The sequence below is a fragment of the Streptomyces sp. NPDC031466 genome (assembly GCF_055581265.1).
This window is the reverse complement of record NZ_JBVIJT010000004.1, coordinates 469,680-492,616: the sequence shown is the minus strand read 5'-3', so window position 1 is coordinate 492,616 and position 22,937 is coordinate 469,680. Positions and strand designations below refer to the sequence as shown.

Genomic DNA, 22,937 nt, shown 5'->3' with positions numbered 1-22,937 from the left:
CGACCCCTCATGGCCGACGCGCTGCTGTTCAACCCGCGCACCTACGACCCGACGCACTTCGACCCCGAGACCCGCAGGCTGCTGCGCGCGACCGTCGACTGGTTCGAGGCCCGCGGCAAGCGCAGGCTGATCGAGGACTACCGCTCGCGCGCCTGGCTGGCGGACTTCCTGGAGTTCTCCGCCAAGGAGAAGCTGTTCGCGACGTTCCTCACCCCCGAGTCCGCCGCCGAGGGGCACCCGGACAAGCGCTGGGACACCGCCCGCATCGCCGCCCTCAACGAGATCTTCGGCTTCTACGGCCTCGACTACTGGTACGCGTGGCAGGTCACCGTGCTCGGCCTCGGCCCGGTCTGGCAGAGCGACAACGCCGCGGCCCGTGCCCGGGCGGCGGAACTCCTTGAACAGGGCGAGGTGTTCGCCTTCGGCCTGTCCGAGAAGGCCCACGGCGCCGACATCTACTCCACCGACATGCTCCTCACGCCCGACGGCGACGGCGGCTTCCGGGCGAGCGGCTCCAAGTACTACATCGGCAACGGCAACGCCGCCGGCCTGGTGTCCGTCTTCGGCCGCCGCACCGACGTCGAGGGCCCCGAGGGCTACGTCTTCTTTGCCGCCGACAGCCGCCATCCCGCGTACCACCTCGTGAAGAACGTCGTCGACTCCTCGAAGTTCGTCAGCGAGTTCCGCCTCGACGACTACCCGGTCACGCCCGACGACATCCTGCACACGGGCAAGGCGGCCTTCGACGCCGCCCTCAACACCGTCAACGTCGGCAAGTTCAACCTCTGCACCGCCTCCATCGGCATCTGCGAACACGCGATGTACGAGGCCGTCACGCACGCCCGGGGCCGCATCCTCTACGGCCGGCCCGTCACCGACTTCCCGCACGTGCGGCGCGAGCTGACCGACGCCTACGTACGCCTCGTCGGCATGAAGCTGTTCAGCGACCGCGCCGTCGACTACTTCCGCTCCGCGGGGCCCGACGACCGCCGCTACCTCCTCTTCAACCCGATGACGAAGATGAAGGTGACCACCGAGGGCGAGAAGGTCATCGACCTGATGTGGGACGTCATCGCCGCCAAGGGCTTCGAGAAGGACAACTACTTCGCCCAGGCGGCGATCGAGATCCGCGGCCTGCCCAAGCTGGAGGGCACGGTCCACGTCAACCTCGCGCTCATCCTGAAGTTCATGCGCAACCACCTGCTGGACCCGGTCGCCCACCCGCCGGTGCCCACCCGCCTGGACGCGGCCGACGACGCCTTCCTCTTCCGGCAGGGCCCCGCCCGCGGCCTCGGCGCCATCCGCTTCCACGACTGGCGCACCGCCTTCGACGCCTACGCCGAGGTGGCGAACGTCGCCCGCTTCCGCGAGCAGGCCGACGCGCTGTGCGAGTTCGTGACGAGCGCCGCCCCCGACGAGGCGCAGAGCCGCGACCTGGACCTCCTGCTCGCCGTCGGGCAGCTGTTCGCGCTCGTCGTGCACGGCCAGCTGATCCTGGAGCAGGCACGCCTGACGGGCCTCGACGGGGACGTCCTCGACGAGCTGTTCGCCGTCCTGGTGCGCGACTTCTCCGCCCACGCCGTCGAACTGCACGGCAAGGACTCGGCCACCGAGGAGCAGCAGCGCTGGGCGCTGGGCGCGGTACGGCGCCCGGTCGTCGACGACGCCCGCTCGGCGCGCGTGTGGGAGACCGTCGAGTCGCTGGCCGGAGCGTACGAGATGGCGCTCTGACGGTCCTGGGGACGGGCGCGACCGGGCACGGAGCGGCCCGGCCGCGCCCGCCTCATGTGCGGGCGCACTCGGGGCACCGGCCGCGGTAGGTCACCTCGACGTCCGAGACGGCGTAGCCGAACCGCTCGGAGTCCGGCAGGTCGGTCAGAGGGTCGCCCCCGGGGTGCACGTCGCGGATCGTGCCGCAGTCCGAGCACACCAGATGCTGGTGCGGGCGGCGGGCGTTCGGATCGTAGAGCTTGGCGCGGCCGTGGGTGGTCACCTCGATCACCTCACCGAGCGAGACCAGCTCGCCGAGCGTGTTGTAGACCGTGGCGCGCGAGATCTCCGGCAGCCGGACCGTGGCGCGCGCGAGCACCTCGTCGGCGGTGAGGTGGATGTGGTCGCCGTCGAGCACCTCGGCGACCACCCGGCGCTGGGCGGTCATCCGCCAGCCGCGTCCGCGCAGTCGTTGCAACAGGTCACTCATGGCCACCAGCCTTACTGTGTGTCGTCCGGGAAATGACTTCGTACGGTCCTGTCTGTCGTATTGACTTGGACTAGGTCCATCGTAGGATCGGATCCGGCCGTCGGCCAAGAGTCAGGGCAACAGCGGGGAAAAGTACGTGACTTGACCCGGGCCAGGTTCGTGGACGCGACCGTCCGCAGTTTCGAGCATCGTGATCCGCCCCGTCCGGAAGGATTCCCATGACCGAGAACCATGACGCGATCGTCACCGACCCGAAGCCCGAGGAGGTGTCCGGCTGCCCGGTCGCGCACACGCGCGCCCCGCACCCGACCCAGGGCGGCGGAAACCGCCAGTGGTGGCCGGAGCGGCTCAATCTGAAGATCCTCGCCAAGAACCCCGCCGTGGCCAACCCGCTGGGCGAGGAGTTCGACTACGCCGAGGCGTTCGGCTCCCTGGACCTGCCGGCCGTGAAGCGGGACATCGCGGAGGTCCTCACCACCTCCCAGGACTGGTGGCCCGCCGACTTCGGCCACTACGGCCCGTTCATGATCCGCATGGCCTGGCACAGCGCGGGCACCTACCGCATCAGCGACGGCCGCGGCGGTGCCGGCGCCGGACAGCAGCGCTTCGCGCCCCTCAACAGCTGGCCGGACAACGTGAGCCTCGACAAGGCCCGCCGCCTGCTGTGGCCGGTCAAGAAGAAGTACGGCCAGAGCATCTCGTGGGCCGACCTCATGATCCTCACCGGCAACGTCGCCCTGGAGTCGATGGGCTTCGAGACCTTCGGCTTCGCCGGTGGCCGCGCGGACGTCTGGGAGCCCGACGAGGACGTCTACTGGGGCCCCGAGACCACCTGGCTCGGCGACGAGCGTTACACCGGCGACCGCGAGCTGGAAAACCCCCTCGGCGCGGTCCAGATGGGCCTCATCTACGTCAACCCCGAAGGCCCCAACGGCAACCCGGACCCGATCGCCGCGGCCCGCGACATCCGCGAGACGTTCCGCCGGATGGCGATGAACGACGAGGAGACCGTCGCCCTGATAGCGGGCGGTCACACCTTCGGCAAGACCCATGGCGCGGGCCCCGCCGACCACGTCGGCGCCGACCCCGAGGCCGCCCCGATGGAGCAGCAGGGGCTGGGCTGGAGGAACTCGTACGGCACCGGCAAGGGCGCCGACACGATCACCAGCGGCCTCGAGGGCATCTGGACCAACACGCCGACCACCTGGGACAACAGCTTCTTCGAGATCCTCTTCGGATACGAGTGGGAGCTGTTCAAGAGCCCGGCGGGCGCACACCAGTGGCGGCCGAAGGGCGGCGCGGGGGCCGGGACCGTCCCCGACGCCCACGACGGGTCGAAGACCCACGCCCCGACGATGCTCACGACCGACCTCTCGCTCCGGTTCGACCCGGCCTACGAGCAGATCTCGCGCCGCTTCCTCGCCGACCCCGGCGCGTTCGCGGACGCCTTCGCCCGCGCGTGGTTCAAGCTGACCCACCGCGACATGGGCCCGGTCGCGCGCTACCTCGGTCCGGAGGTTCCGCGGGAGACGCTGGTGTGGCAGGACCCGCTGCCCGCGCGCACGCACGAGCTGGTCGACGCGGCCGACGTCACCGCCCTCAAGGCCCAGGTCCTCGCCTCGGACCTGACGGTCTCCCAGCTGGTGTCCACCGCGTGGGCCTCCGCGTCCTCCTTCCGCGGCAGCGACAAGCGCGGCGGCGCCAACGGCGCGCGTATCCGCCTGGAGCCGCAGAGCGGCTGGGAGGTCAACCAGCCCGACCAGCTGGCCACGGTGCTGCGCACCCTCGAAGGGATCAAGGAGACCTTCGACTCCGCGCAGAGCGGCGGCAAGCGGATCTCGCTCGCCGACCTCATCGTGCTCGCCGGCGCCGCGGGCGTCGAGCAGGCCGCCAAGGACGCCGGCTTCGACATCGAGGTGCCCTTCACGCCGGGGCGCGTCGACGCGACGCAGGAGCAGACGGACGTGGAGTCGTTCGCCGCGCTGGAGCCGGCCGCCGACGGGTTCCGCAACTACCTCGGCAAGGGCAACCGCCTGCCCGCCGAGTACCTGCTGCTCGACAAGGCCAACCTGCTGACCCTGAGCGCCCCCGAGCTGACGGTCCTCGTCGGCGGTCTGCGCGTCCTCGGCGCCAACCACCAGGGGTCACGGCACGGCGTCTTCACCGCCACCCCCGGGACGCTGACCAACGACTTCTTCGTCAACCTGCTCGACCTGGGCACGGAGTGGAAGTCGACGTCCGAGGCCCAGGACGCCTTCGAGGGGCGCGACCTCGCCACGGGCGAGGTCAAGTGGACCGGCACCCGCGCCGACCTCGTCTTCGGCTCGAACTCCGAGCTGCGCGCGGTCGCGGAGGTCTACGCGAGCGATGACGCGAAGGAGAAGTTCGTCAAGGACTTCGTCGCGGCGTGGGACAAGGTCATGAACCTGGACCGGTTCGACCTGGTCTGATCTGTCCGGCCTGTTCCCCTCCGGTCGACGGAGTCCACGCAGGTCAGGTGCGGCGCCCGGCTCGGGCGGCCCTCGCGGGCCGCCGCCCGGACCGGGCGCCGACGTCCAGGACGACCCATAAGGCAGCCTTATGGGGCCATAAACCCGACCCGGCTACTTACTTAGGCTTGCCTCAGTTTAGGCTTCCCGGTGATTACCTGATCACCGCTCGAAGGGAACCTGAACATGCCTCGCCCTCTGCGGGTCGCCATTGTCGGAGCCGGCCCGGCAGGGATCTACGCCGCCGACGCGCTGCTGAAGTCCGCGGTGGCCGTCGAACCCGGTGTGTCGATCGACCTCTTCGAGCGGATGCCGGCCCCCTTCGGCCTGATCCGTTACGGCGTGGCCCCCGACCACCCGCGCATCAAGGGCATCATCACGGCCCTGCACCAGGTGCTCGACAAGCCCCAGGTCCGCCTGTTCGGCAACGTCGACTACCCGCGCGACATCAGCCTGGACGACCTGCGCTCCTTCTACGACGCGGTGATCTTCTCCACGGGCGCGACGGCCGACCGCGCCCTGGACATACCCGGCATCGACCTCGACGGCTCCTACGGCGCCGCGGACTTCGTCTCCTGGTACGACGGCCACCCCGACGTGCCGAGGACCTGGCCGCTGGATGCGCAGAAGGTCGCCGTCCTCGGCGTCGGCAACGTCGCGCTCGACGTGGCGCGCATCCTCGCCAAGACCGCCGACGAGCTGCTGCCGACCGAGATCCCGGCCAACGTGTACGACGGCCTCAAGGCGAACAAGGCGCTGGAGGTCCACGTCTTCGGCCGCCGCGGCCCCGCACAGGCCAAGTTCAGCCCGATGGAGCTGCGCGAGCTGGACCACTCCCCGAACATCGAGGTCATCGTCGACCCCGAGGACATCGACTACGACGACGGCTCGATCGCCACGCGGCGCGGCAACAAGCAGGCCGACATGGTCGCCAAGACCCTGGAGAACTGGGCGATCCGCGACGTCGGCGACCGCCCGCACAAGCTCTTCCTGCACTTCTTCGAGTCGCCGGTCGAGATCCTCGGCGAGGACGGCAAGGTCGTCGGCCTGCGCACCGAGCGCACCGCCCTGGACGGCACCGGCAACGTCAAGGGCACCGGCGAGTTCAAGGACTGGGACCTCGGCGCCGTCTACCGCGCCGTCGGCTACCTCTCCGACGAACTGCCCAAGCTGCCCTGGGACGTCGCCTCGGGCACCGTCCCCGACCAGGCGGGCCGCGTCATCGAGGAGACCGGCGAGCACCTGCGGTCGACGTACGTGACCGGGTGGATCCGCCGCGGGCCCGTCGGCCTCATCGGGCACACCAAGGGCGACGCCAACGAGACGGTCGCCAGCCTCTTGGACGACCGCGAGAACGGCCGCCTGCACACGCCTCAGGCGCCCGCCCCGGAAGCCGTGGAGGCCTTCCTCGACGAGCGGAACGTCCGCTACACCACCTGGGAGGGCTGGTACCGCCTCGACGCCGCCGAGAAGGCGCTGGGCGAGCCGCAGGGCCGCGAGCGCGTGAAGATCGTCGAGCGTGCGGACATGCTCGACGCCAGCGGCGCCTGAGGAGCACGCCGTCAGCGGTGCCTGAGGAGCACGCCCGGGTCGTCGGCCGAGGTGACGCACGTCGCCGGCCGGCGACCTGCTCGTTGCGGAGAAGCCGCCCTCCCGCCGCGACGCTCTCCCGCCTTGACGCCCTGGCGCCGTGCCGAACGGCGGGTGAAGCCGTGCGTCACGACGATCCGGTGGCGGCCGGGGCGGCGCACCAGCTCTTCCCCGAGCCCGCAGACATGCCGCGCGCACTCTCCCCTGAACCCGGCCCCGGGTTCGGGGCGCCCGGCATGGTCGCGCATGGCTGATTCCCTGTGCACCAGGTGGAGTCGGCGCCGAGTGGACGTACGATGACCAGTCGATCGGGGGCGCGATCAGGGTGAGGGGCCGGGGAGCGGGGATTCGGGGAGCGGGGGCGGTGCGGGGCTGAGGACCCATGGAGATGGGCGTGGACACGGACATGCACTACCGCTTGCTGGGGCCGGTCGAGGCGTGGCGCGAGGGCCGTCGCCTGGCCCTCGGCGGCCCCAAGCCCCGGGCGCTGCTCGCGGCCCTGCTCCTGGAGCCGGGCCGGGTGGTCTCCGCCGACGCCCTGATCGACGCGATCTGGGGGGACCACCCGCCGGACACCGCCCGGTCCCTGATCCAGTCGTACGTCTCGGCGCTGCGCCGCGCCCTGTCCGCCGACGTCATCGAGACACAACCGCCCGGCTATCTGATCCACGCCGACGCCGAGGTCGTCGACCGCGCCGCGTTCGAGAGGCTCACGGCCCTCGGCCGGCGGGCGGCGGCCGAGGGCGACCACGCCGGCGCGGCCCGGCTCCTGAGCGAGGCCCTCGCCCTGTGGCGGGGCCCCGCACTGGGCGGCATCGGCGAGACCCTGCGGGCCATGGCCGACCAGCTCGAAGAGGCCCGGCAGGCGGCCCTGGAGGAGCGCATCGCCGCCGACCTCGCCCAGACGGGCCGCGAGACGGAACTGGTCGCCGAACTCACGGCCCTCGTCGCCACCCACCCCACCCGCGAGCGCCTGCGCGGCCAGCTGATGCTCGCCCTGTACCGGCTGGGCCGCCAGGCCGACGCGCTCGCCGTCTACGCGGAGGGCCGCGAAGTGCTCGCCGAAGAGCTGGGCATCGACCCCGGCCCGGGACTGCGGGCGATGCACGAGGCGATCCTGCGGGCGGACGAGGACCTCCTGCCCGGCGCCCAGGACGCCCCGACCGCCGCCGCCCCCGGCGCCCCATCCCCCTCCCGCTCCCGCTCTCACGACACGGGTCCGCCGCCCGCCCCCGCTCTCCTGCCGCCCGCCATCGGCGACTTCACCGGACGCGAGGAACAGCTCGCCGAGATCCGGGCGGCGCTGACGGGCCCGGGAACGCGCGAGGCCATGCCCGTCGTCGCCGTGACGGGCCCCGGCGGTGTCGGCAAGTCCGTCCTCGGCGTCACCGCCGCACACCGGGTCGCCGAGGCCTACCCGGACGGGCAGCTCTACGCCGAACTGCGCGGCGCCACCGACCCCGTGGCCCCCGGCGAGGTGCTCGGACGCCTGCTGCGCGCCCTCGGCGCCGACCCGCCCGAGGGCGACGCCGAGCGCCGGGACCTCTTCCGCAGCCTGGTCGCGGGGCGCCGCCTGCTCCTCGTCCTGGACGATGCGGGCAGCGAGGCACAGGTGCGGCCGCTGCTCCCCGGCAGCGCCACCTGCGGCGTACTGATCACCGCCCGCGCCCGCCTGGGCGCCCTGCCCTGCACCCACCGCACCGAACTCGACGTGCTGGACACCCGGCCCGGCGCCGAGCTGCTCGCCAGGATCGCCGGTGAGCGGCGCGTGCGCGACGAGCCCGACGCCGTGCGCCGCGTCGTCGAACTGTGCGGCGGCCTCCCGCTCGCCCTGCGCATCGCCGGCGCCCGCCTCGCCACCCGCAGACACTGGACGGCGCGCGCACTCGCCGAAAGGCTCGCCGACGAACACCACCGTCTGGACGAACTCGCCGTCGGCGATCTCGAGGTCCGCGCCGGCCTCGGCCTGAGCTACCGCGCCCTGGACGCCTCCGCCCGCACCGCGCTGCGCCGCCTCGGTCTGCTCGCCGCGCCCGACGTCGCCTCCTGGGTGATCGCGGCCCTGCTCGACGTGCCGGAGGCCGAGGCGGACCGCGTCGTGGAGCAGCTCATCGACGCCCAGCTGCTGCACTGCACCGTCGTCGACCGCGCCGGACAGGCCCGCTACCGGCCGCACGACCTCGTACGGGTCTACGCGGCCGAACGCGCCGAGGCCGAGGACTCGCCCGCGGAACGCTCGGCCGCCCTCGGCAGGGCGCTGGGCGCCGGGCTCTGGCTCACCGCCCGCGTCGCCTCCGCGACCCCCTCCGGAGCGGTCGAACTGCACCGCGGCTTCCTCGATTCGGGCGGCCCGGTCGGCGCCGCCTCGGACGCCCTGCACCACCTCGTGCGTCCCGTCGGCCCCAAGGCCACCAGGCGGGCGCTCGCCGACCCGGCCGCCTGGTTCGAGGCGGAGGCCGACGCCTTCGCCGCCGCCGTCGAACGCGCCGCCGCCTACGACCTGCACACCCTGGCCTGCGAGGCCGCCGCGGCCCTGTGCTCGTCCGCGTACGCCGTCGGCAACCGCTTCGAGGCCTGGTGGCGCAGCCACGACGCGGCGCTCGCCGCGGCCCGCCGCGCCGAGGACCGCTCCGGCGAGGCGCTGCTGCTCATCGGACTCGGACAACTGCGCTACGAGCAGGACCGGTTCGCCGAGTCCCAGGACTACTTCCGCCAGGCGGCCGGGCTCTGCGCCGAACTCGGCGACGCGCGCGGCCGGGCCGCCGCCCTCGCCGGCCTCGGCAGCGCCCTGCGCGAGGCGGGCAGACTGCGCGGCGCGCTGGACGTGCTCACCGAGGCGGTCGAGGGCTTCCGCGCCCTGCGCGACGACCCGGGGCTCGGGCTCTCCTGCCGGTTCGCCGGCACGGTCCACCTCGAACTGGGCGAACACCAGGAGGCGTTCGCCCACCTCGACGCCTCGCTGCGCGCCTACCGCCGGCTCGGCAGCCGCCGCGGCGAGGCGCTCACCCTGCGCTCGCTCAGCCTCGTGCACCGGGCGCTCGGCGCCTACGAGCAGGCGGAGGAGCTGGCGGACCGCGCGGTGGACCTCCTGCGCGCACTGGGCGACCCGCTGATGTCGGCGTACGCGGTGCAGGCGCGGGCCAAGTGCCGCTTCAGGCGGGGCAGGTGGGCCGAGGCGGCCGTCGACCTGCGGGGCGTCCTCGCCACCTGCCGCTCGCACCACGACCGCTTCGGCGAGGCGCTCGCCCTGCGCACCCTCGGCGAATGCGACCTCGCGGCGGGCCGTCCCGAGGCCGCCGAGAGACACCTCACCGCCGCCGCCGACCTCTGGGCCGCCCTGGAACTGCCCCTGCCCAGGGCCCGCACGCTGCGCGACCTCGCCACGGCGCGCGAGGCACAGGGCGACCGGGCACGGGCGCTCGCGCTGCGTGCCGAGGCGCGGGAGGTCTTCGCCGCGTACGAGGCCCGGGAGCTGGCCGAACCGGCCGGGTGACCCGCCCGGCCGGGGCACGGGCCGCTTGGCGCGGATTTGCAGAGAACTTGCAGCGGCGTGCGACATGCTTTCCATGTCGGCGGAACCAAAGGGTCGACAGCAACGGGGGACCCGACGGGGGAAAGGCCGCTGTTGCCTCGCACGGCCCATACGACCGCGAAGTCGGTCGTATGGGCCGTAGCTCGCGTGGAGCCACTGGAAGGCGGGGGACTCCGGGGGCGGGCGACGGCCCGCCCCCGGAGCTGTGCCCGCCACTCCTGTCACGAAGGGGCCGAGCATGCCGCCGATCGTCCTCATGAGCGACCCACGCGTCACCGGCATCCCGGTCCGGGAGTGCGGCGAACCACTCGTCGACCTGCGCCGGCTGCCCTTCGTCGACGTCGACGAGCGCCTCGCCGACCCCGCCGGGGCCTACGCCCAGCTGCGCGAGGGCGTCGCCTGGCGCCTGGCCCGTGCCGCCCGGCTGCTCCCGGAGGGGCTGCGCCTGCTCGTCACCGAGGGCTACCGCCCGCTCGACCTGCAGATCAAGTACTTCGAGGAGTACGCCGCCGAGCTGAGAGATGCCCACCCCGACTGGTCGGCGGAGCACCTGCACCGGCAGACGAGCCGTTCGCTGGCACCGCCGGAAGTGGGCCCGCACGTCGCGGGCGCCGCCGTCGACGTGACGCTGTGCACGACCGACGGGGCCGAACTGGATCTCGGCACCCCGGTGAACGCCAGCCCCGAGGAGAGCGACGGCGCGTGCTACACCGACGCCGACCGCATCTGCGCCACGGCCCGCCGCAACCGCCGCACGCTGAGCGCGGCGCTGGTCACGGCCGGCCTGGTCAACTACCCCACGGAGTGGTGGCACTGGTCCTACGGCGACCGCTACTGGGCCCACGCGACCAGGGCCGCGACCGCCCGCTACGGGCCCGTGACCCGGGCGGCGGGGGAACCGGCAGGGTGAGGTGAGGGTGATGGGGGACATGTGGGCCGTGGGGCTCGCGGCGACCGCGCTTCTGGCGGCCGTGATCGCCGTCGCGGAGAAGGCCAGGAACCGGCCCGAGCGCAAACCCGGCACGGACGCGCGGAGCGCGCCGCGACGGGGCGAGGGCGAGAGCTGGGCCGCGGGCGGCGCGGTGGCGGGCTGCGGCGGCTGGGCGCCCGGCCGCGGCGCGTCGCACGACAACGACTCGTCGTGCGACGGAAGCTCGTCCTCCTGCGGGGACGGGGGCGGCGGGTGCGGGGGGTGTGGATGCGGCGGGTGACCCCGGGCGGTCGCACCGCCCGGGGTCACCCGTCCTGTCTCGTCGCGGGCGGCGCCGTCGCCGCCCTTCAGGTCAGCGACGCGAGGTCTGGCCGAGCGGCACGTCGAGACGGGCGCGGCGGTGGCTGAACGCGGCGATGGAGTGCGGGCCGTGGTAGCTGCCCATGCCGCTCTCGCCCACACCGCCGAACGGCAGCTCGGGCACGCGCAGGTGGGCCATCGGGAGCCCGAAGCCGAGACCGCCGGACGAGGTCTCGGCGGCCAGCCGCCGCCGGGTGGTCTCGTTCTCCGTGAATCCGTACAGGGCGAGCGGCTTGTCCCGGTCGTTGATGAAGGCGATGGCCTCGTCCAGGCCGGCGACCTCCACGAGGGGCAGCACGGGGCCGAAGATCTCCTCCCGCATGACGGGGTCGTCCCCCCGCACGCCGGCCAGGACGGTCGGCGCGATGTAGAGGTCGTCGCGGTCGGTGCGCCCGCCGAACACCGTGGTGCCGGAGCCGAGCAGCCCGGACACCCGGTCGAAGTGCCGCTCGTTGACCATGCGGCCGTACGCCTGGCTGGTCTGCGGGTCGGGACCGAACATGCCCTCCACCGCCTCGGCGAGGGCGACTTCGAGGGCGCGGGCGGTGGCCGGGTCGGTCAGCACGTAGTCCGGGGCGACGCAGGTCTGCCCGGCGTTGCGGAACTTGGCGTCCGCCAAGCGCCTGGCGACGGTGGTGACGTCCGCGTCCCGGTCGACGAACACCGGTGACTTGCCGCCGAGTTCGAGCGTGACCGGGGTGAGGTGTTCGGCGGCGGCGCGCATCACGATGCGGCCCACCGTGCCGTTGCCCGTGTAGAAGATGTGGTCGAAGCGCTGGGCGAGCAGCGCCGTGGTCTCCGGAATGCCGCCCTCGACGACGGCGACCGCCTCCGGGTCCAGGTACCGCGGCACCAGGCGGGCCATCAGCGCCGATGTCGCCGGGGCCAGCTCGCTCGGCTTGAGTATGACGGCGTTGCCCGCGGCGAGGGCGCCCGCGACCGGCACCAGTGAGAGCTGGACCGGGTAGTTCCAGGGCGCGATGACCAGGACGGTGCCCAGCGGCTCGTACTGCGTCCCCGCCGTCGATCCCTCGGGGAGCCCGGCGAGAGCCTTGGGGTCGAGGTGGCGCGGGGCGAGCCACTGGGCCAGGTGGGTCAGTGTGTGGTCGATCTCCTGTACGGGCAGGTCGATCTCGGCGCCGTTCGCCTCGGGGCGGGGCTTGCGCAGATCGCTGTACAGCGCGTCGGCGATGGCCTCGCGGTTCTCGGTGAACAGCGCGCGCAGCCGGGTCAGCTGCTCCTCGCGCCAGGCCAGGGGCCGGGTGCGGCCGGTGGCGAAGGTGGCGCGCAGCCGGGTCACGAGGGCCGCGATGTCTTCCTCGGTGAGCGTGGCGGCTTCGGTGGGGGTGTTGGACGTGACGCTGGTGGTCATCAGGATGTTCCTCGGGGAGTGGGGGGAAGAGGGTCGGTGCCGGGGGTGGGGGGAGCGCCGAGCAGGCCCGTCGCGAGGGCGGTGGTCGCCGGGGCCAGCAGCTCCCTGGCCCGGGGCATCGGCTCGAGGCCGACGACCAGCGCGACGCAGATGTCGGCGGCCTCGGCCGGCTCGATGCCCGGGGTGGTACCCGCCTCGGTGAACAGCGCGGTCAGCAGGTCGCGCAGGTCGGAGCCGAACGTCGTACAGATCTCGCCGAACAGCCGGGCCTTGCCGTCGAGCAGCTCTGTGGCATGCGGGGAGTCCCCGGTCAGCTGGAGCACGAGATCGAGTTTGGCGGCCAGTATGCCGTGCAGCCGCTCCCCGTAAGGGGCGTCCGCTTCGGCCGCCTCCCGGGCCCGCAGGAGCGCCTGCTCGTGGAGGCGGCCCGCGAGCCGGCGGAAGGCGTCGTCCTTGTTGCGTACGTACTGGTAGACCGCGGACCGGGACACGCCCATGGTGGCGGCGATGTCGTCCATCGTGGTGCGTCGCGCGCCGTACCGCTTGAGGCAGTCATAGGCGGCGTCGAGGACCTCGTCGAGCCGGTCGGTGCCCATGGGTCAGGCCAGCTTCTTCAGGAGTTCCTCCGCCAGCGGGGCGGAGGAGGCGGGGTTCTGGCCCGTGACGAGGTTGCGGTCGACGACCACCTTCGGGGCCCAGGGCTCGCCCTCCTGGAAGTCGGCGCCGAGGGCGACGAGACGGTCCTGGAGCAGCCACTTCGCCCGCTCGGCGAAGCCCGCCTGCCGCTCCTCGGCGTTGGTGAAGCCGGTGAGGCGGTATCCCGCGAAGGGGTTGGTGCCGTCGGCCTTGGTGGCGGCGAGCAGGGCGGCCGGGGCGTGGCAGACCACACCCAGGGGCATGCCGATCTCCAGGGCCAGCGTGAGAAGCCTGCCGGAGTCGGCGTCGACGGCGAGGTCCTCCATGGGGCCGTGACCGCCGGGGTAGAAGACGGCGGCGTACTCGGCGAGGTCCACGTCCGCCAGCTCGACCGGCCGCTGGAGCTCGGGGAAGTCGGCGAGTGAGGCGGCGACCTTGTCGGCGCCCTCCTGTCCGCCGTTCACCTCGGGGGCGAGGGAGCCGTGGTCGACGGTGGGGACCACCCCGCCCGGGGTGGCGACGACGATCTCGTGGCCCGCCGCCTTGAACGCCTCGTAGGGGGCGACGGCCTCCTCGGCCCAGAAGCCGGTCGGGTGCGTGCTGCCGTCGGCCAGGGTCCAGTGGTCGGCGCCGGTGACAACGAAAAGGATCTTCGACATGGGGGAGGTCTCCGGGGTTGGTGGTTCTGACGTTCCGTGCTCAGATCGTCAGTACGGCGATACCCCGACGGTAGACCCATCGGACATAACTATCCAATGCGGAAATAAATACCTGACATCGAAAATCCGATGGGAGCATGCGGAATAGAGGCGGGAAGGGGAGGGGACGCGATGGCGGGGCGGGGCGGCGACCAGGAGGCATCCTCGGTCCCCACGGTCATGCGCGTGTGCCGGCACCTGCTCGCACTCGATGCCGAGCACGGCCCGCGGGCCGCGGTACCGGCACTGCGCACGGCCGTGCGGGACGTGCCGGAGCTGTCCGTCGAGCCCGAGAGGCTGCGGCACCTGGACGGTGAACTGCTCGCGGCACTCGCGGAGTTGTGCGAGGTGATCGGCTGGATCCTCTTCGACGCCGGGCTCCACCGCCGTGCCCACCGGGCGAACGGGCGGGCGCTGGCGCTCGCGGAGCTGTGCGGCGACCGCTGGACGGCGCACCTCGTGCTCCTGAACCACGCCATGCTCCAGACCCACGTCGGCCGCCCCCGCGCCGCCCTCGCGACCACCGCCCGGGTGGCGGGCCCCCGGCCCCTCCCGGCCAGGGTCGGCGCCCTCGTCCTGATCCGCCGGGCCCACGCCGTCGCCCTGCTCGGCGGGGACCACGCGGCCGTGAAGCTGGTCTCCCGGGCCGGGAGCCGCTTCCTGGACGGTGCCTGCCGCCACGACCCGCCCTGGGCGTGGTGGTTCGACGAGACCGAACTGCTCGGCCACCAGGGCTGGGTCCTGGCCCGGCTGCGGCGCTGGCACCAGGCCCTGCCCCTCCTGCACCGGGCGGCCACCGCCCCCGGCGGCCCCTCCTACCGCGACCTGTTCGGCGCGGAACTGCTCTCGGCGCTGGCGGCGGCCGGTGACTGGCGCGAGGCGCAGACCCTGGTCACGGACCTCGTGCCGCGCGTCGGCGGCGTCGCCTCCGCCCGCACGGCGGAGTCCCTCACCGCCACGGCGACCCGGCTGAAGGCCTGTGCGGCCGCCCCCGCCTCCCTGCGCGACGGGGCGGCACACCTGCTCGCGCTGCTCGGCGCCCGGAAGTGAGCGCCGGCCTCTGAAGGTGACCGCTCAGCATGCGTGGGCGACTGCGCGGCGCCCGAAGGCGACCGCTCGGCATCCGTAGGTGGCCACCTCGCGTCCGTAGGCGGCCACGCCATATCCGACGACGGCCGCTCAGCGTCCCGGGGCGCCGGCCCGCAGCCCGTCCATGACCAGGTCCATCAGACGCCCCGCCCGCGCCTGCCAGTCACCGTGCGGGTCGATCTGCCACAGCCCGGCGATGGCCAGCAGGAAGTCGTCGGGCGTCACCCCGGGGCGGATGGTGCCCGCCTCCTCGTTCGCCTGGAGGAGGAGCGTCACGGCCTGGGTCAGCGGCCCGGGGCCCACCCCGGCCAGCGAGCCGAGCGCGCTGGTCGCCCGGCGTATGGCATCCGCCAGACCGGCCTTGGCCATGGCGTACCGGACGAGGCGGTCCATCCACTCCCGCAGGGCCTGGTCGGGCGGGCGGGTGTGCAGCAACTGGCAGGCCGCGTCGGAGACCTGCTGCACCTCATAGCGGTAGACCTCGAGGACGAGGGCCTCGCGGTTGGGGAAATTGCGGTAGAACGTGCCCTGCCCGACGCCCGCCTTCCGCGCGATCGCGCTCAGGGGTGCGTCGCTCGCCCGGGTCAGCTCCGCCAGGGCCACTTCCAGGATGCGCTCGCGGTTGCGCTGCGCGTCCGAGCGCAAGGGTGCGTCCTTGTGCTGCCCCACTCGCTCTCCTCCCGCGCCCCACGGCCCGATTCGGTCTTGCTAAGCGGACAGCTGTCCACTAAGTTTGAAAGCTAATGGACAACTGTCCGCTTAGGGCCACCATAGCGCCGCACGCGTCCGCGCGGGGACAGTCCGTTCTCCCGGACCGCCCTCGCCGCGCGCTCGCCCGGGCCGCTCTGTCCCGCAGAGGCGCCCGCACCGACCTCCCTCACCTTCTCCTGATCAAGCGCCTGACTCCCGGCCCGCGGCCGGGACCGCCTCGTTCGACGCGATTCGCGAAAGAAGGCAGCTCATGGCTCCACCGACGTCCAGTGCTCTCACGCTCCGCATCAACGGCGAACAGCACACGCTGACCGTCGACCACCGCACCACCCTGCTCGACGCGCTGCGCGAGCGGCTCGACCTCACCGGCACCAAGAAGGGCTGCGACCAGGGCCAGTGCGGCGCCTGCACCGTGCTGATGGACGGCCGCCGCGCCCTGTCCTGCCTGCAACTCGCGGTCGCCGCCGAAGGACGCGAGATCACCACCATCGAGGGCGTCGCCGACGGCGACCGGCTGCACCCCGTGCAGCAGGCCTTTCTCGACCTCGACGGCCTCCAGTGCGGCTACTGCACCCCCGGACAGATCTGCTCCGCCCTCGGCGTGATCGAGGAGCACGCGGCGGGCTGGCCGAGCGCCGCCACCGCCGACCTACGGCCCGAGGCCGGCGTTCCCGAACTGACCGCGGAGGAGATCCGCGAGCGCATGAGCGGCAACCTCTGCCGCTGCGGCGCGTACGTGTCCATCGTGCGGGCGGTCGCGCGGGCGGCGCACGCCGAGGAGGAGGCGGTATGAGGGACTTCCGATACCAACGGGCGCACGACGTGTCCGGTGCGGTCGCCTTACTCGGCGCCCACCCCGAGGCGCGCTACCTCGGCGGCGGCACCAACCTCGTCGACCTGATGAAGACCGGCGTCGAGCGCCCGGCGCTCCTCGTCGACGTACGTGAACTGCCCCTGGACGGCATCGAGTCCACGGACGACGGCGGACTGCGCATCGGGGCGACCGTCACCAACAGCGACCTCGCCGCCCACCCCGACGTACGGCGCCGCTACCCCGCACTGGCACAGGCCGTCCTCGCCGGCGCCTCCGGGCAGCTGCGCAACATGGCGACCGTCGGCGGAAATCTGCTCCAGCGCACCCGGTGCGCATACTTCACCGATCCGCACACGCCCTGCAACAAACGCCGCCCCGGCAGCGGCTGCGCCGCCCTCCAGGGCGAGCACCGCAACCACGCGATCCTCGGCGCCACCGACCACTGCGTGGCCACCCACCCCTCCGACATGGGAGTCGCGCTCGCCGCGTTCGACGCCACCGTCACCTACGAGAGCGCCGAAGGACCGGGCCGGCTGCCGCTCGCGGAGTTCTACCTCCCGGTGGGCGACACCCCACACCTGGAGACCGCCCTGCCACCCGGCGCGCTGATCACCGGCGTCACGCTGCCGCCCGCCCCGGTCGCGGCCCGCTCCGGCTACCGCAAGGTGCGCGAACGCGCCTCGTACGCCTTCGCCATCGGCTCCGTCGCCGCGGCCCTGGACGTGCGCGACGGTGTCGTGCGCGAGGCACGCCTGGCCTTCGGGGCCGTCGCGTCCCGGCCATGGCGCGCCCACGAGGCCGAGCGGGCGCTGACCGGGGGCCCGGCGAGCGCCGAGGCCTTCGCCGCCGCCGCGGACGCCGAACTGGCCACGGCCCGGCCCCTGCCCGACAACGCGTACAAGGTGACGCTCACGCGCAACCTCGTCGTGGCCCTGCTGACCGAACTCGCCGAGGAGGCCGCCCGATGACCACGACGACCGGACCCAGCACGGTGACGGGATCCGTCGGGGCCCCGCGCACCCGCGTCGAGGGCGTGGACAAGGTCACCGGCGCCGCGCGCTACGCGGGCGAGATCCCCTTCGTCGGGCTCGCCCACGGTTGGCTGGTGCTGTCCACCGTCGCCCGCGGCCGCGTCACCCGCGTGGACACCGGGCCCGTCCTCGCGATGCCCGGCGTGCTGACCGTCCTGCACCACGGCAACGCCCCGCGTGTGGACACCGGTTACGAGGGACTCCTCGGGCGCCCCGACCCCACCGTCGGGCTCTTCCAGCACGACCGGGTGCCCTTCGCGGGCTGGCCGGTGGCCCTCGTCGTCGCCGAGACGCCCGAGCAGGCCAGGGAGGCCGCGGAGACGCTCGTGGTGCGGTACGACCAAGAGCCCCACGACATCACGTTCTTCGCCGGGCGAGCCGGCACCTACACGCCGGACACCGACGGCACACGGACGGCGAAGGGCGACCTGGAAGCCGAGTTGAAGGCTTCCGCCCATGTCGTGGACGCCGAGTACACCACGCCCGAAGAGCACCACAGCATGATGGAACCGCACGCGGCCGCCGCGCGCTGGGACGGCGGCCGTCTCGACGTCGTCGACTCCAACCAGGGCAGCGCCTGGGTCGCCGACGAACTGGCGAAGCTGTTCTCGCTCGACCCGGCCTCGGTGCGGGTGCGCTCCGAGCACGTCGGCGGGGCCTTCGGCTCCAAGGGCCTGCGCGTCCACCAGGTCGCCGCCGTGATGGCGGCGACCGAACTGGGCCGGCCCGTACGCGTCGTGCTGACCCGCCGCCAGATGTTCTCCGTCGTCGGCTACCGCAGCCCCACCGCGCAACGCGTCCGGCTGGGCGCCGAACCCGACGGACGGCTGCGCGCCCTGGACCACCAGGGGCAGAACCTCACCTCGACCATCCACGAATTCGTCGAACCGAGCGCCGGCTTCGCCCGCCCCCTGTACGCCGCCGACGCGCACCACACCGTCCACCGCGTCGTGCCCCTGGACGTGCCGACGCCGACCTGGATGCGGGCTCCCGGCGAGGCCCCGGGGTCGTTCGCGCTGGAGTGCGCGCTCGACGAACTGGCCGAGAAGTGCGGCATGGACCCCCTCGCGCTGCGCGCCCGCAACGAACCGGAGGTGGGACCGGTCTCCGGGCTGCCGTTCAGCAGCCGCAACCTCACGGCCTGCTTCACCGAGGGCGCCCGCAGGTTCGGCTGGGCGGAGCGCGACCCGCGGCCCCGCGTGCGCCGCGAAGGGCGCTGGCTGCTCGGCACCGGCACGGCCGCCGCGACCTTCCCGGTGCTGGTGGGCCCGGCCACGGCCGCCGTGACGGCACGGCCCGACGGCACCTTCACCGTGCGCATCACCGCCGCGGACATCGGCACCGGCGCGCGGACCGCGCTCACCATGATCGCCGCGGACGCGCTGGGGGTCGCGCCGGAACGCGTCCGCCTCCACATCGCCGACAGTGACTTCGGGCCCGCGACGATCGCGGGCGGTTCGATGGGCACCCGCTCCTGGGGCTGGGCCATCACCCTCGCCGCGCGCGAACTGCGGGAGAAGCTGGTCCCCGGCGGTGACATCCCGGCGGACGGCATCACCGCGCGCTCCGACACCGGGGCCGCCATCGGCGCGCTCAGCGAGAAGGAACGTCACTCGTTCGGCGCGCAGTTCGCCGAGGTCGCCGTCGACGTCGCCACCGGCGAGGTACGCGTACGGCGGATGCTCGGCATCTTCGCCGTCGGGCGGATCATCAACCCGCTGACCGCCCGCAGCCAGTTGATCGGCGGCATGACGTGGGGCCTGTCCATGGCGCTGCACGAGGAGGCCGTCAGGGACCGCGCCTCGGGCGCCCCCGTCGGCCCCGACCTCGCGGGCTACCACGTCGCGGCGCACGCCGACGTGCCGCCCATCGAGGCGGACTGGGTGGACGACCCGGATCCCGACGACCCCCTCGGGATCAAGGGCGTCGGAGAGATCGGCATCGTGGGCTGTGCGGCGGCGATCGCCAACGCGGTCTGGCACGCCACGGGCGTCCGCCACCGCCATCTGCCGATCCGTCCCGACCGGGTCATTGAGGACCCGGCTACTCGGGCAGCAGGTGTCAGCGGTGCTTGACATCGCCGCTGACCTGCACCAATGGGTCCTGGAAGGCCGGGACTTCGCGGTCGCCACCGTCGTCGGCGTCGGTGGCAGCGCACCGCGCGGTCCCGGCGCCGCCCTCGCCGTCGACGGCGAGGGGACGGTCATCGGCTCGGTCTCCGGCGGCTGCGTCGAAGGCGCGGTGTACGACCTGTGCGTCCAGGCCCTCCAGGAGGGCAGGGCCACGGTCGAGCGGTTCGGCTACAGCGACGAGGACGCCTTCGCGGTCGGCCTGACCTGCGGCGGCGTCATCGAGGTGCTGGTCACCCCGGTGGCCGCCGACGCACCGGACAGGGCGGTGCTCGCCGCCGCCCTGGCGGCCGCCGCCGACGGGACGAGCGCGGCCTTGACGCGGATCACCCGGGGCCCCGCGGACCTGCTCGGCAGGCCGCTCCTGGTGCGCGCCGACGGGACGTACGAGGGAAGCCTCGGCGGTCATCCGGAGCTGGACCGCACGGCGGCGGGGGAGAGCCGGGCCCTCCTCGCGGCGGGCCGCACCGGCAATTTCGCCCTCTCGCGGAGCGGAGCGCGCTGCGAGAGCGACCTGACGTTCCTGGTCGAGTCGAGCGTGCCGCCGCCCCGCATGATCGTGTTCGGGGCCATCGACTTCGCGGCGGCCCTGGTGCGCGCCGGGAAGTTCCTCGGCTACCACGTCACGGTGTGCGACGCCCGCCCCGTCTTCGCCACGCGGGTCCGCTTCCCCGAGGCGGACGACATCGTGGTCGAGTGGCCGCACCGCTACCTCGAAATCACGGCGACGGACGACCGCACGGTCCTGTGCGTGCTCACCCACGACGCCAAGTTCGACGTACCGCTGCTCGCGGCGGCGCTGCGGCTGCCCGTCGCGTTCGTCGGCGCGATGGGCTCGCGCCGCACGCACGAGGACCGCCGGCGCAGGCTCCGCGAGGTCGGCGTCACCGAGGAGGAACTGGCCGCGCTCCACTCGCCGATCGGCCTCGACCTCGGCGCCCGCACACCCGAGGAGACCGCCCTGTCGATCGCCGCGGAGATCGTCGCGGCCCGGCAGGGCGGCACCGGCCTGCCGCTGACCGGCTCCCGGACGCCGATCCACCACGAGGCGCCCGGGAGCCGCCGTCAGCGGGTCGTCAGCTCGTAGAAACCCCGGCCGAACGTGGCGGCCACCAGGCGGCGGTGCCCGGCGTCGTACTCGATGTCGTCGACGGGCACCGCGGGCATGCCCCGGCCCAGCCGCGACCACGTCGGGCCGCCGGAGCGGGAGGTGAACACGCCCTGGTCGGTGCCGACGTGCAGCCGCCCGCCGTGTCCGAGGACGAGGTCGTTCACGGGCGCGTCCGGCAGATTGCCCGACAGGTCCTTCCAGTGCCGTCCGCCGTCGGAACTGGCGTACACATGCGCCTTGTGGGACCCGGAGCGATAGGCGGAATGGGTGGTGTACACGCGCTCGGGGTCGCGCGGGTCGACGACCACGCGGGTCACCCAGGAGCGGCCCTCGGCCAGCTTCGTCCAGTGCGCGCCCAGGTCCTCGGTCACCCACACGCGGCCGTCGTCGGTGCCCGCGTAGACCGTGCGGCCGTCCCCCGCGGGCGCGATCGAGGTGATCGTGCCGTAGTTGGCGTAGAGCGGGTCGGGCCCCGGGCCGCCGGACAGGTCGGGGCTGACGGGCCGCCAGGTCTCACCGCCGTCCGTGGAGCGGTTGAGCACCTCGGAGCCGTAGTAGAGGACCTTCGGGTCCTTGGGGTCGAGGACGACGGGCGTGAACCAGTTGCGCCGCTTGAACGTCGTGCGGTCCGCGAAGTAGGTGAGAGTGTCGCCGCCGTCCGTGGAGCGGAAGCAGTTGCCGTACTGGTAGCAGGCGAAGACGTTGTCCGCGTCGGTCGGATCGATCAGGTTCTCCTCGCCGTCACCGCCGAGGTACTCGTTGAAGCGGGGCCCGCCCCAGGAGCGCAGCGAGCCGTTGTCCTGGGCGCCGCCGGAGAGCCGGCCGGTGTCCTGCGGGGTGATGGCCGCGCTGTAGAGCTGGGTGTACGGCTCGTGCCGTGCCTTCACCCAGCCGCCGTCGCCGTTCGCGTCGGAGCGGTAGACGCCGCCGTCGTTGCCGAGATAGACGCGGCCCGGCCTGCGCGGGTCCCACACCATCGCGTGCTGGTCCGCGTGGATGCTGGTGCCGTCGGCGTTCCAGGTGGCGCCGCCGTCCTTCGTCGTCAGCAGCGGCACGCCCGCGACCTGCACGTGGTCCGCGTTCCTCGGGTCGGCCCACACCTTGCCGAACCACCAGCCGAACGTCGACTGCGACTCCGTCAGCTTCTGGTCGGCCGGGGTGCGCCGCCAGGTGTCGCCGCCGTCGGCGGAGGCGTAGAAGCCCTCGAAGGGCCCGCTGGTCCTGTTGACGATGGCGTACGCCTTGTCGCCCGCGACCGCGAGACCGATCCGCCCCACGTCCGGGCCCTGCGGGGGCAGTCCGCCGCCGAGGCGCCGCCAGCTCCTGCCGTCGTCGTCGCTGCGGTAGATCCCGGAGCCCACACCACCGTACGTGCGCAGTGCGGGCGTGCGGCGGTGGTCCCACAGCACGGCGTACAGCCGCTTGCCCCGCACGACGATCTCGGTCGCGCCGGTGAACTCGTCGGCGCCCGACAGGATCCGCCGCCAGGTCTTGCCGCCGTTCTCCGACCGGTAGACACCGCGGTCGCCGCCGCCGTTGTAGAGCGAGCCCGCCGCGGCCACGTAGATGCGGCGCGGGTCACGCGGGTCCACCGTGATCGCGCTGATGGCCCCGGAGTCGCGCAGACCGATCCGCCGCCAGTGCCTGCCCCCGTCCGCGCTGCGGTAGAGCCCCGTCCCCTCGTACGTGATGCTGCCGCCGCCCGGGTTGGGCTCACCGGTGCCCGCGTACAGGGCGCCGTCCGGGCCGGTGGCGACCGCTCCCATGGCCTGCGTGCCACCGACGGGCCAGGCGGACTCGAACGTCCGGCCCGCGTCCGTGCTGCGCCAGATCCCGCCGCTCGCGGCAGCCGCGTACACCGTGTCCGCCCGCTTCGGGTCGAGCGCGAGCGACACGATCCGGCCGCCGATGTTGGTGGGCCCCAGTGCCTTCCACCGCCCGCCGGTGGTGGGCAGCCGACGCGCCTGCGCGGCGGCGTTCTCGTGGGCGTGGCGGGGGATCGACTCGCCCGGCACGGTCTTTTGCAGGTAGCGGTACTCGGCCGGCGCGGCCGGCCCGCGGACGGGGCGGTAGACATCACCGGGACCGGGCGGCGCCGCGCCCGCCTGCCCGGCTGCCAGCAGGACGACGCCCGCGAGCGGGGCGAGAACCAGATGAAGCAGGCGTCTGCGCATGAGCACCCTCTTCTTCGGCATGGCCATAACAAACGGTGCCGACGTTACGAGAGGGGGCGGGGGAGCAGAA

Annotated in this window: 17 protein-coding genes; 11 read left to right on the top strand and 6 right to left on the bottom strand. The window is 73.3% G+C overall.

The annotated features are described in order from the left end of the window. Window positions 1-9 precede the first annotated feature (9 nt). Window positions 10-1,731, top strand: a complete 1,722-nt coding sequence (locus tag ACZ5GP_RS11085; protein ID WP_468750565.1) for an acyl-CoA dehydrogenase family protein — start codon at window positions 10-12, stop codon at window positions 1,729-1,731. A gap of 52 nt (window positions 1,732-1,783) precedes the next feature. Here the strand turns inward: ACZ5GP_RS11085 and ACZ5GP_RS11080 are convergent, their stop codons facing one another. Next, on the bottom strand, window positions 1,784-2,200 hold the full coding sequence (locus ACZ5GP_RS11080) for a Fur family transcriptional regulator (protein ID WP_468750564.1): 417 nt from the start codon (window positions 2,198-2,200) through the stop codon (window positions 1,784-1,786). 218 nt (window positions 2,201-2,418) lie between these two features. Between ACZ5GP_RS11080 and katG the strand changes: the two genes are divergently transcribed. From katG to ACZ5GP_RS11055, 5 genes are all read left to right on the top strand, one after another. Next, the gene (katG, locus tag ACZ5GP_RS11075) at window positions 2,419-4,650 is read left to right on the top strand and encodes a catalase/peroxidase HPI (RefSeq protein WP_468750563.1); all 2,232 of its coding nucleotides are present in this window, start codon (window positions 2,419-2,421) and stop codon (window positions 4,648-4,650) included. 225 nt (window positions 4,651-4,875) lie between these two features. Beyond that, window positions 4,876-6,240 carry an FAD-dependent oxidoreductase gene (locus tag ACZ5GP_RS11070; protein ID WP_468750562.1) on the top strand — a complete coding sequence of 455 codons (1,365 nt, stop codon included), beginning with the start codon at window positions 4,876-4,878 and terminating at the stop codon, window positions 6,238-6,240. Window positions 6,241-6,673: 433 nt separating this feature from the next. Beyond that, a complete protein-coding gene (locus tag ACZ5GP_RS11065) occupies window positions 6,674-9,772 on the top strand; it encodes an AfsR/SARP family transcriptional regulator (protein WP_468750561.1) in 3,099 nt (1,032 codons plus the stop codon). Between the two features lie 277 nt (window positions 9,773-10,049). Continuing rightward, entirely contained in the window at window positions 10,050-10,721 is a 672-nt protein-coding gene (locus ACZ5GP_RS11060; RefSeq protein WP_468750560.1) for a M15 family metallopeptidase, read from the top strand. Window positions 10,722-10,731: 10 nt separating this feature from the next. After that, on the top strand, window positions 10,732-11,022 hold the full coding sequence (locus ACZ5GP_RS11055; RefSeq protein ID WP_468750559.1) for a hypothetical protein: 291 nt from the start codon (window positions 10,732-10,734) through the stop codon (window positions 11,020-11,022). A gap of 72 nt (window positions 11,023-11,094) precedes the next feature. On the opposite strand, the gene ACZ5GP_RS11050 is transcribed toward ACZ5GP_RS11055, so the two are convergent. Genes ACZ5GP_RS11050 through ACZ5GP_RS11040 form a run of 3 tightly spaced genes read right to left on the bottom strand, consistent with a single transcriptional unit; the run spans window position 11,095 to window position 13,769 of the window. After that, entirely contained in the window at window positions 11,095-12,474 is a 1,380-nt protein-coding gene (locus tag ACZ5GP_RS11050) for an aldehyde dehydrogenase family protein (RefSeq protein ID WP_468750558.1), read from the bottom strand. Continuing rightward, on the bottom strand, window positions 12,474-13,070 hold the full coding sequence (locus ACZ5GP_RS11045) for a TetR/AcrR family transcriptional regulator (protein ID WP_468750557.1): 597 nt from the start codon (window positions 13,068-13,070) through the stop codon (window positions 12,474-12,476). The genes ACZ5GP_RS11050 and ACZ5GP_RS11045 overlap by 1 nt, the downstream gene beginning before the upstream one ends. 3 nt (window positions 13,071-13,073) lie before the next feature. Further along, entirely contained in the window at window positions 13,074-13,769 is a 696-nt protein-coding gene (locus ACZ5GP_RS11040; protein ID WP_468750556.1) for a type 1 glutamine amidotransferase domain-containing protein, read from the bottom strand. Window positions 13,770-13,940: 171 nt separating this feature from the next. On the opposite strand from ACZ5GP_RS11040, the gene ACZ5GP_RS11035 reads away from it, so the two are divergent. Next, the gene (locus ACZ5GP_RS11035; RefSeq protein ID WP_468750555.1) at window positions 13,941-14,858 is read left to right on the top strand and encodes a DNA-binding protein; all 918 of its coding nucleotides are present in this window, start codon (window positions 13,941-13,943) and stop codon (window positions 14,856-14,858) included. A gap of 129 nt (window positions 14,859-14,987) precedes the next feature. On the opposite strand, the gene ACZ5GP_RS11030 is transcribed toward ACZ5GP_RS11035, so the two are convergent. After that, a complete protein-coding gene (locus tag ACZ5GP_RS11030) occupies window positions 14,988-15,566 on the bottom strand; it encodes a TetR/AcrR family transcriptional regulator (RefSeq protein WP_468750554.1) in 579 nt (192 codons plus the stop codon). Between the two features lie 292 nt (window positions 15,567-15,858). On the opposite strand from ACZ5GP_RS11030, the gene ACZ5GP_RS11025 reads away from it, so the two are divergent. The 4 genes from ACZ5GP_RS11025 to ACZ5GP_RS11010 are packed head-to-tail and all read left to right on the top strand — an operon-like array spanning window position 15,859 to window position 20,669. Next, window positions 15,859-16,401, top strand: a complete 543-nt coding sequence (locus ACZ5GP_RS11025; RefSeq protein WP_468750553.1) for a (2Fe-2S)-binding protein — start codon at window positions 15,859-15,861, stop codon at window positions 16,399-16,401. Next, window positions 16,398-17,390 (top strand): FAD binding domain-containing protein, encoded by a 993-nt coding sequence (locus tag ACZ5GP_RS11020; RefSeq protein ID WP_468750552.1) that lies wholly within the window; start codon window positions 16,398-16,400, stop codon window positions 17,388-17,390. Before ACZ5GP_RS11025 ends, ACZ5GP_RS11020 begins: the two co-directional genes overlap by 4 nt. Then, a complete protein-coding gene (locus tag ACZ5GP_RS11015) occupies window positions 17,387-19,528 on the top strand; it encodes a xanthine dehydrogenase family protein molybdopterin-binding subunit (protein WP_468750551.1) in 2,142 nt (713 codons plus the stop codon). Before ACZ5GP_RS11020 ends, ACZ5GP_RS11015 begins: the two co-directional genes overlap by 4 nt. Continuing rightward, entirely contained in the window at window positions 19,521-20,669 is a 1,149-nt protein-coding gene (locus tag ACZ5GP_RS11010) for an XdhC family protein (protein ID WP_468750550.1), read from the top strand. The genes ACZ5GP_RS11015 and ACZ5GP_RS11010 overlap by 8 nt, the downstream gene beginning before the upstream one ends. On the opposite strand, the gene ACZ5GP_RS11005 is transcribed toward ACZ5GP_RS11010, so the two are convergent. Continuing rightward, the gene (locus ACZ5GP_RS11005) at window positions 20,648-22,888 is read right to left on the bottom strand and encodes a glycosyl hydrolase (RefSeq protein WP_468750549.1); all 2,241 of its coding nucleotides are present in this window, start codon (window positions 22,886-22,888) and stop codon (window positions 20,648-20,650) included. The two genes, ACZ5GP_RS11010 and ACZ5GP_RS11005, sit on opposite strands and share 22 nt — an antisense overlap. Window positions 22,889-22,937 lie beyond the last annotated feature (49 nt).

Bases quoted from the DNA above. Each gene is read 5' to 3' on its own strand.
- ACZ5GP_RS11015 (WP_468750551.1), top strand. From the start codon at position 17,387: ATGACCACGACGACCGGACCCAGCACGGTGACGGGATCCGTCGGGGCC.
- ACZ5GP_RS11045 (WP_468750557.1), bottom strand. From the start codon at position 13,070: ATGGGCACCGACCGGCTCGACGAGGTCCTCGACGCCGCCTATGACTGC.
- ACZ5GP_RS11060 (WP_468750560.1), top strand. From the start codon at position 10,050: ATGCCGCCGATCGTCCTCATGAGCGACCCACGCGTCACCGGCATCCCG.
- ACZ5GP_RS11070 (WP_468750562.1), top strand. From the start codon at position 4,876: ATGCCTCGCCCTCTGCGGGTCGCCATTGTCGGAGCCGGCCCGGCAGGG.
- ACZ5GP_RS11050 (WP_468750558.1), bottom strand. From the start codon at position 12,474: ATGACCACCAGCGTCACGTCCAACACCCCCACCGAAGCCGCCACGCTC.
- ACZ5GP_RS11055 (WP_468750559.1), top strand. From the start codon at position 10,732: ATGGGGGACATGTGGGCCGTGGGGCTCGCGGCGACCGCGCTTCTGGCG.
- ACZ5GP_RS11040 (WP_468750556.1), bottom strand. From the start codon at position 13,769: ATGTCGAAGATCCTTTTCGTTGTCACCGGCGCCGACCACTGGACCCTG.
- ACZ5GP_RS11085 (WP_468750565.1), top strand. From the start codon at position 10: ATGGCCGACGCGCTGCTGTTCAACCCGCGCACCTACGACCCGACGCAC.
- ACZ5GP_RS11025 (WP_468750553.1), top strand. From the start codon at position 15,859: ATGGCTCCACCGACGTCCAGTGCTCTCACGCTCCGCATCAACGGCGAA.
- ACZ5GP_RS11020 (WP_468750552.1), top strand. From the start codon at position 16,398: ATGAGGGACTTCCGATACCAACGGGCGCACGACGTGTCCGGTGCGGTC.
- katG (WP_468750563.1), top strand. From the start codon at position 2,419: ATGACCGAGAACCATGACGCGATCGTCACCGACCCGAAGCCCGAGGAG.
- ACZ5GP_RS11035 (WP_468750555.1), top strand. From the start codon at position 13,941: ATGGCGGGGCGGGGCGGCGACCAGGAGGCATCCTCGGTCCCCACGGTC.
- ACZ5GP_RS11080 (WP_468750564.1), bottom strand. From the start codon at position 2,200: ATGAGTGACCTGTTGCAACGACTGCGCGGACGCGGCTGGCGGATGACC.
- ACZ5GP_RS11005 (WP_468750549.1), bottom strand. From the start codon at position 22,888: ATGCCGAAGAAGAGGGTGCTCATGCGCAGACGCCTGCTTCATCTGGTT.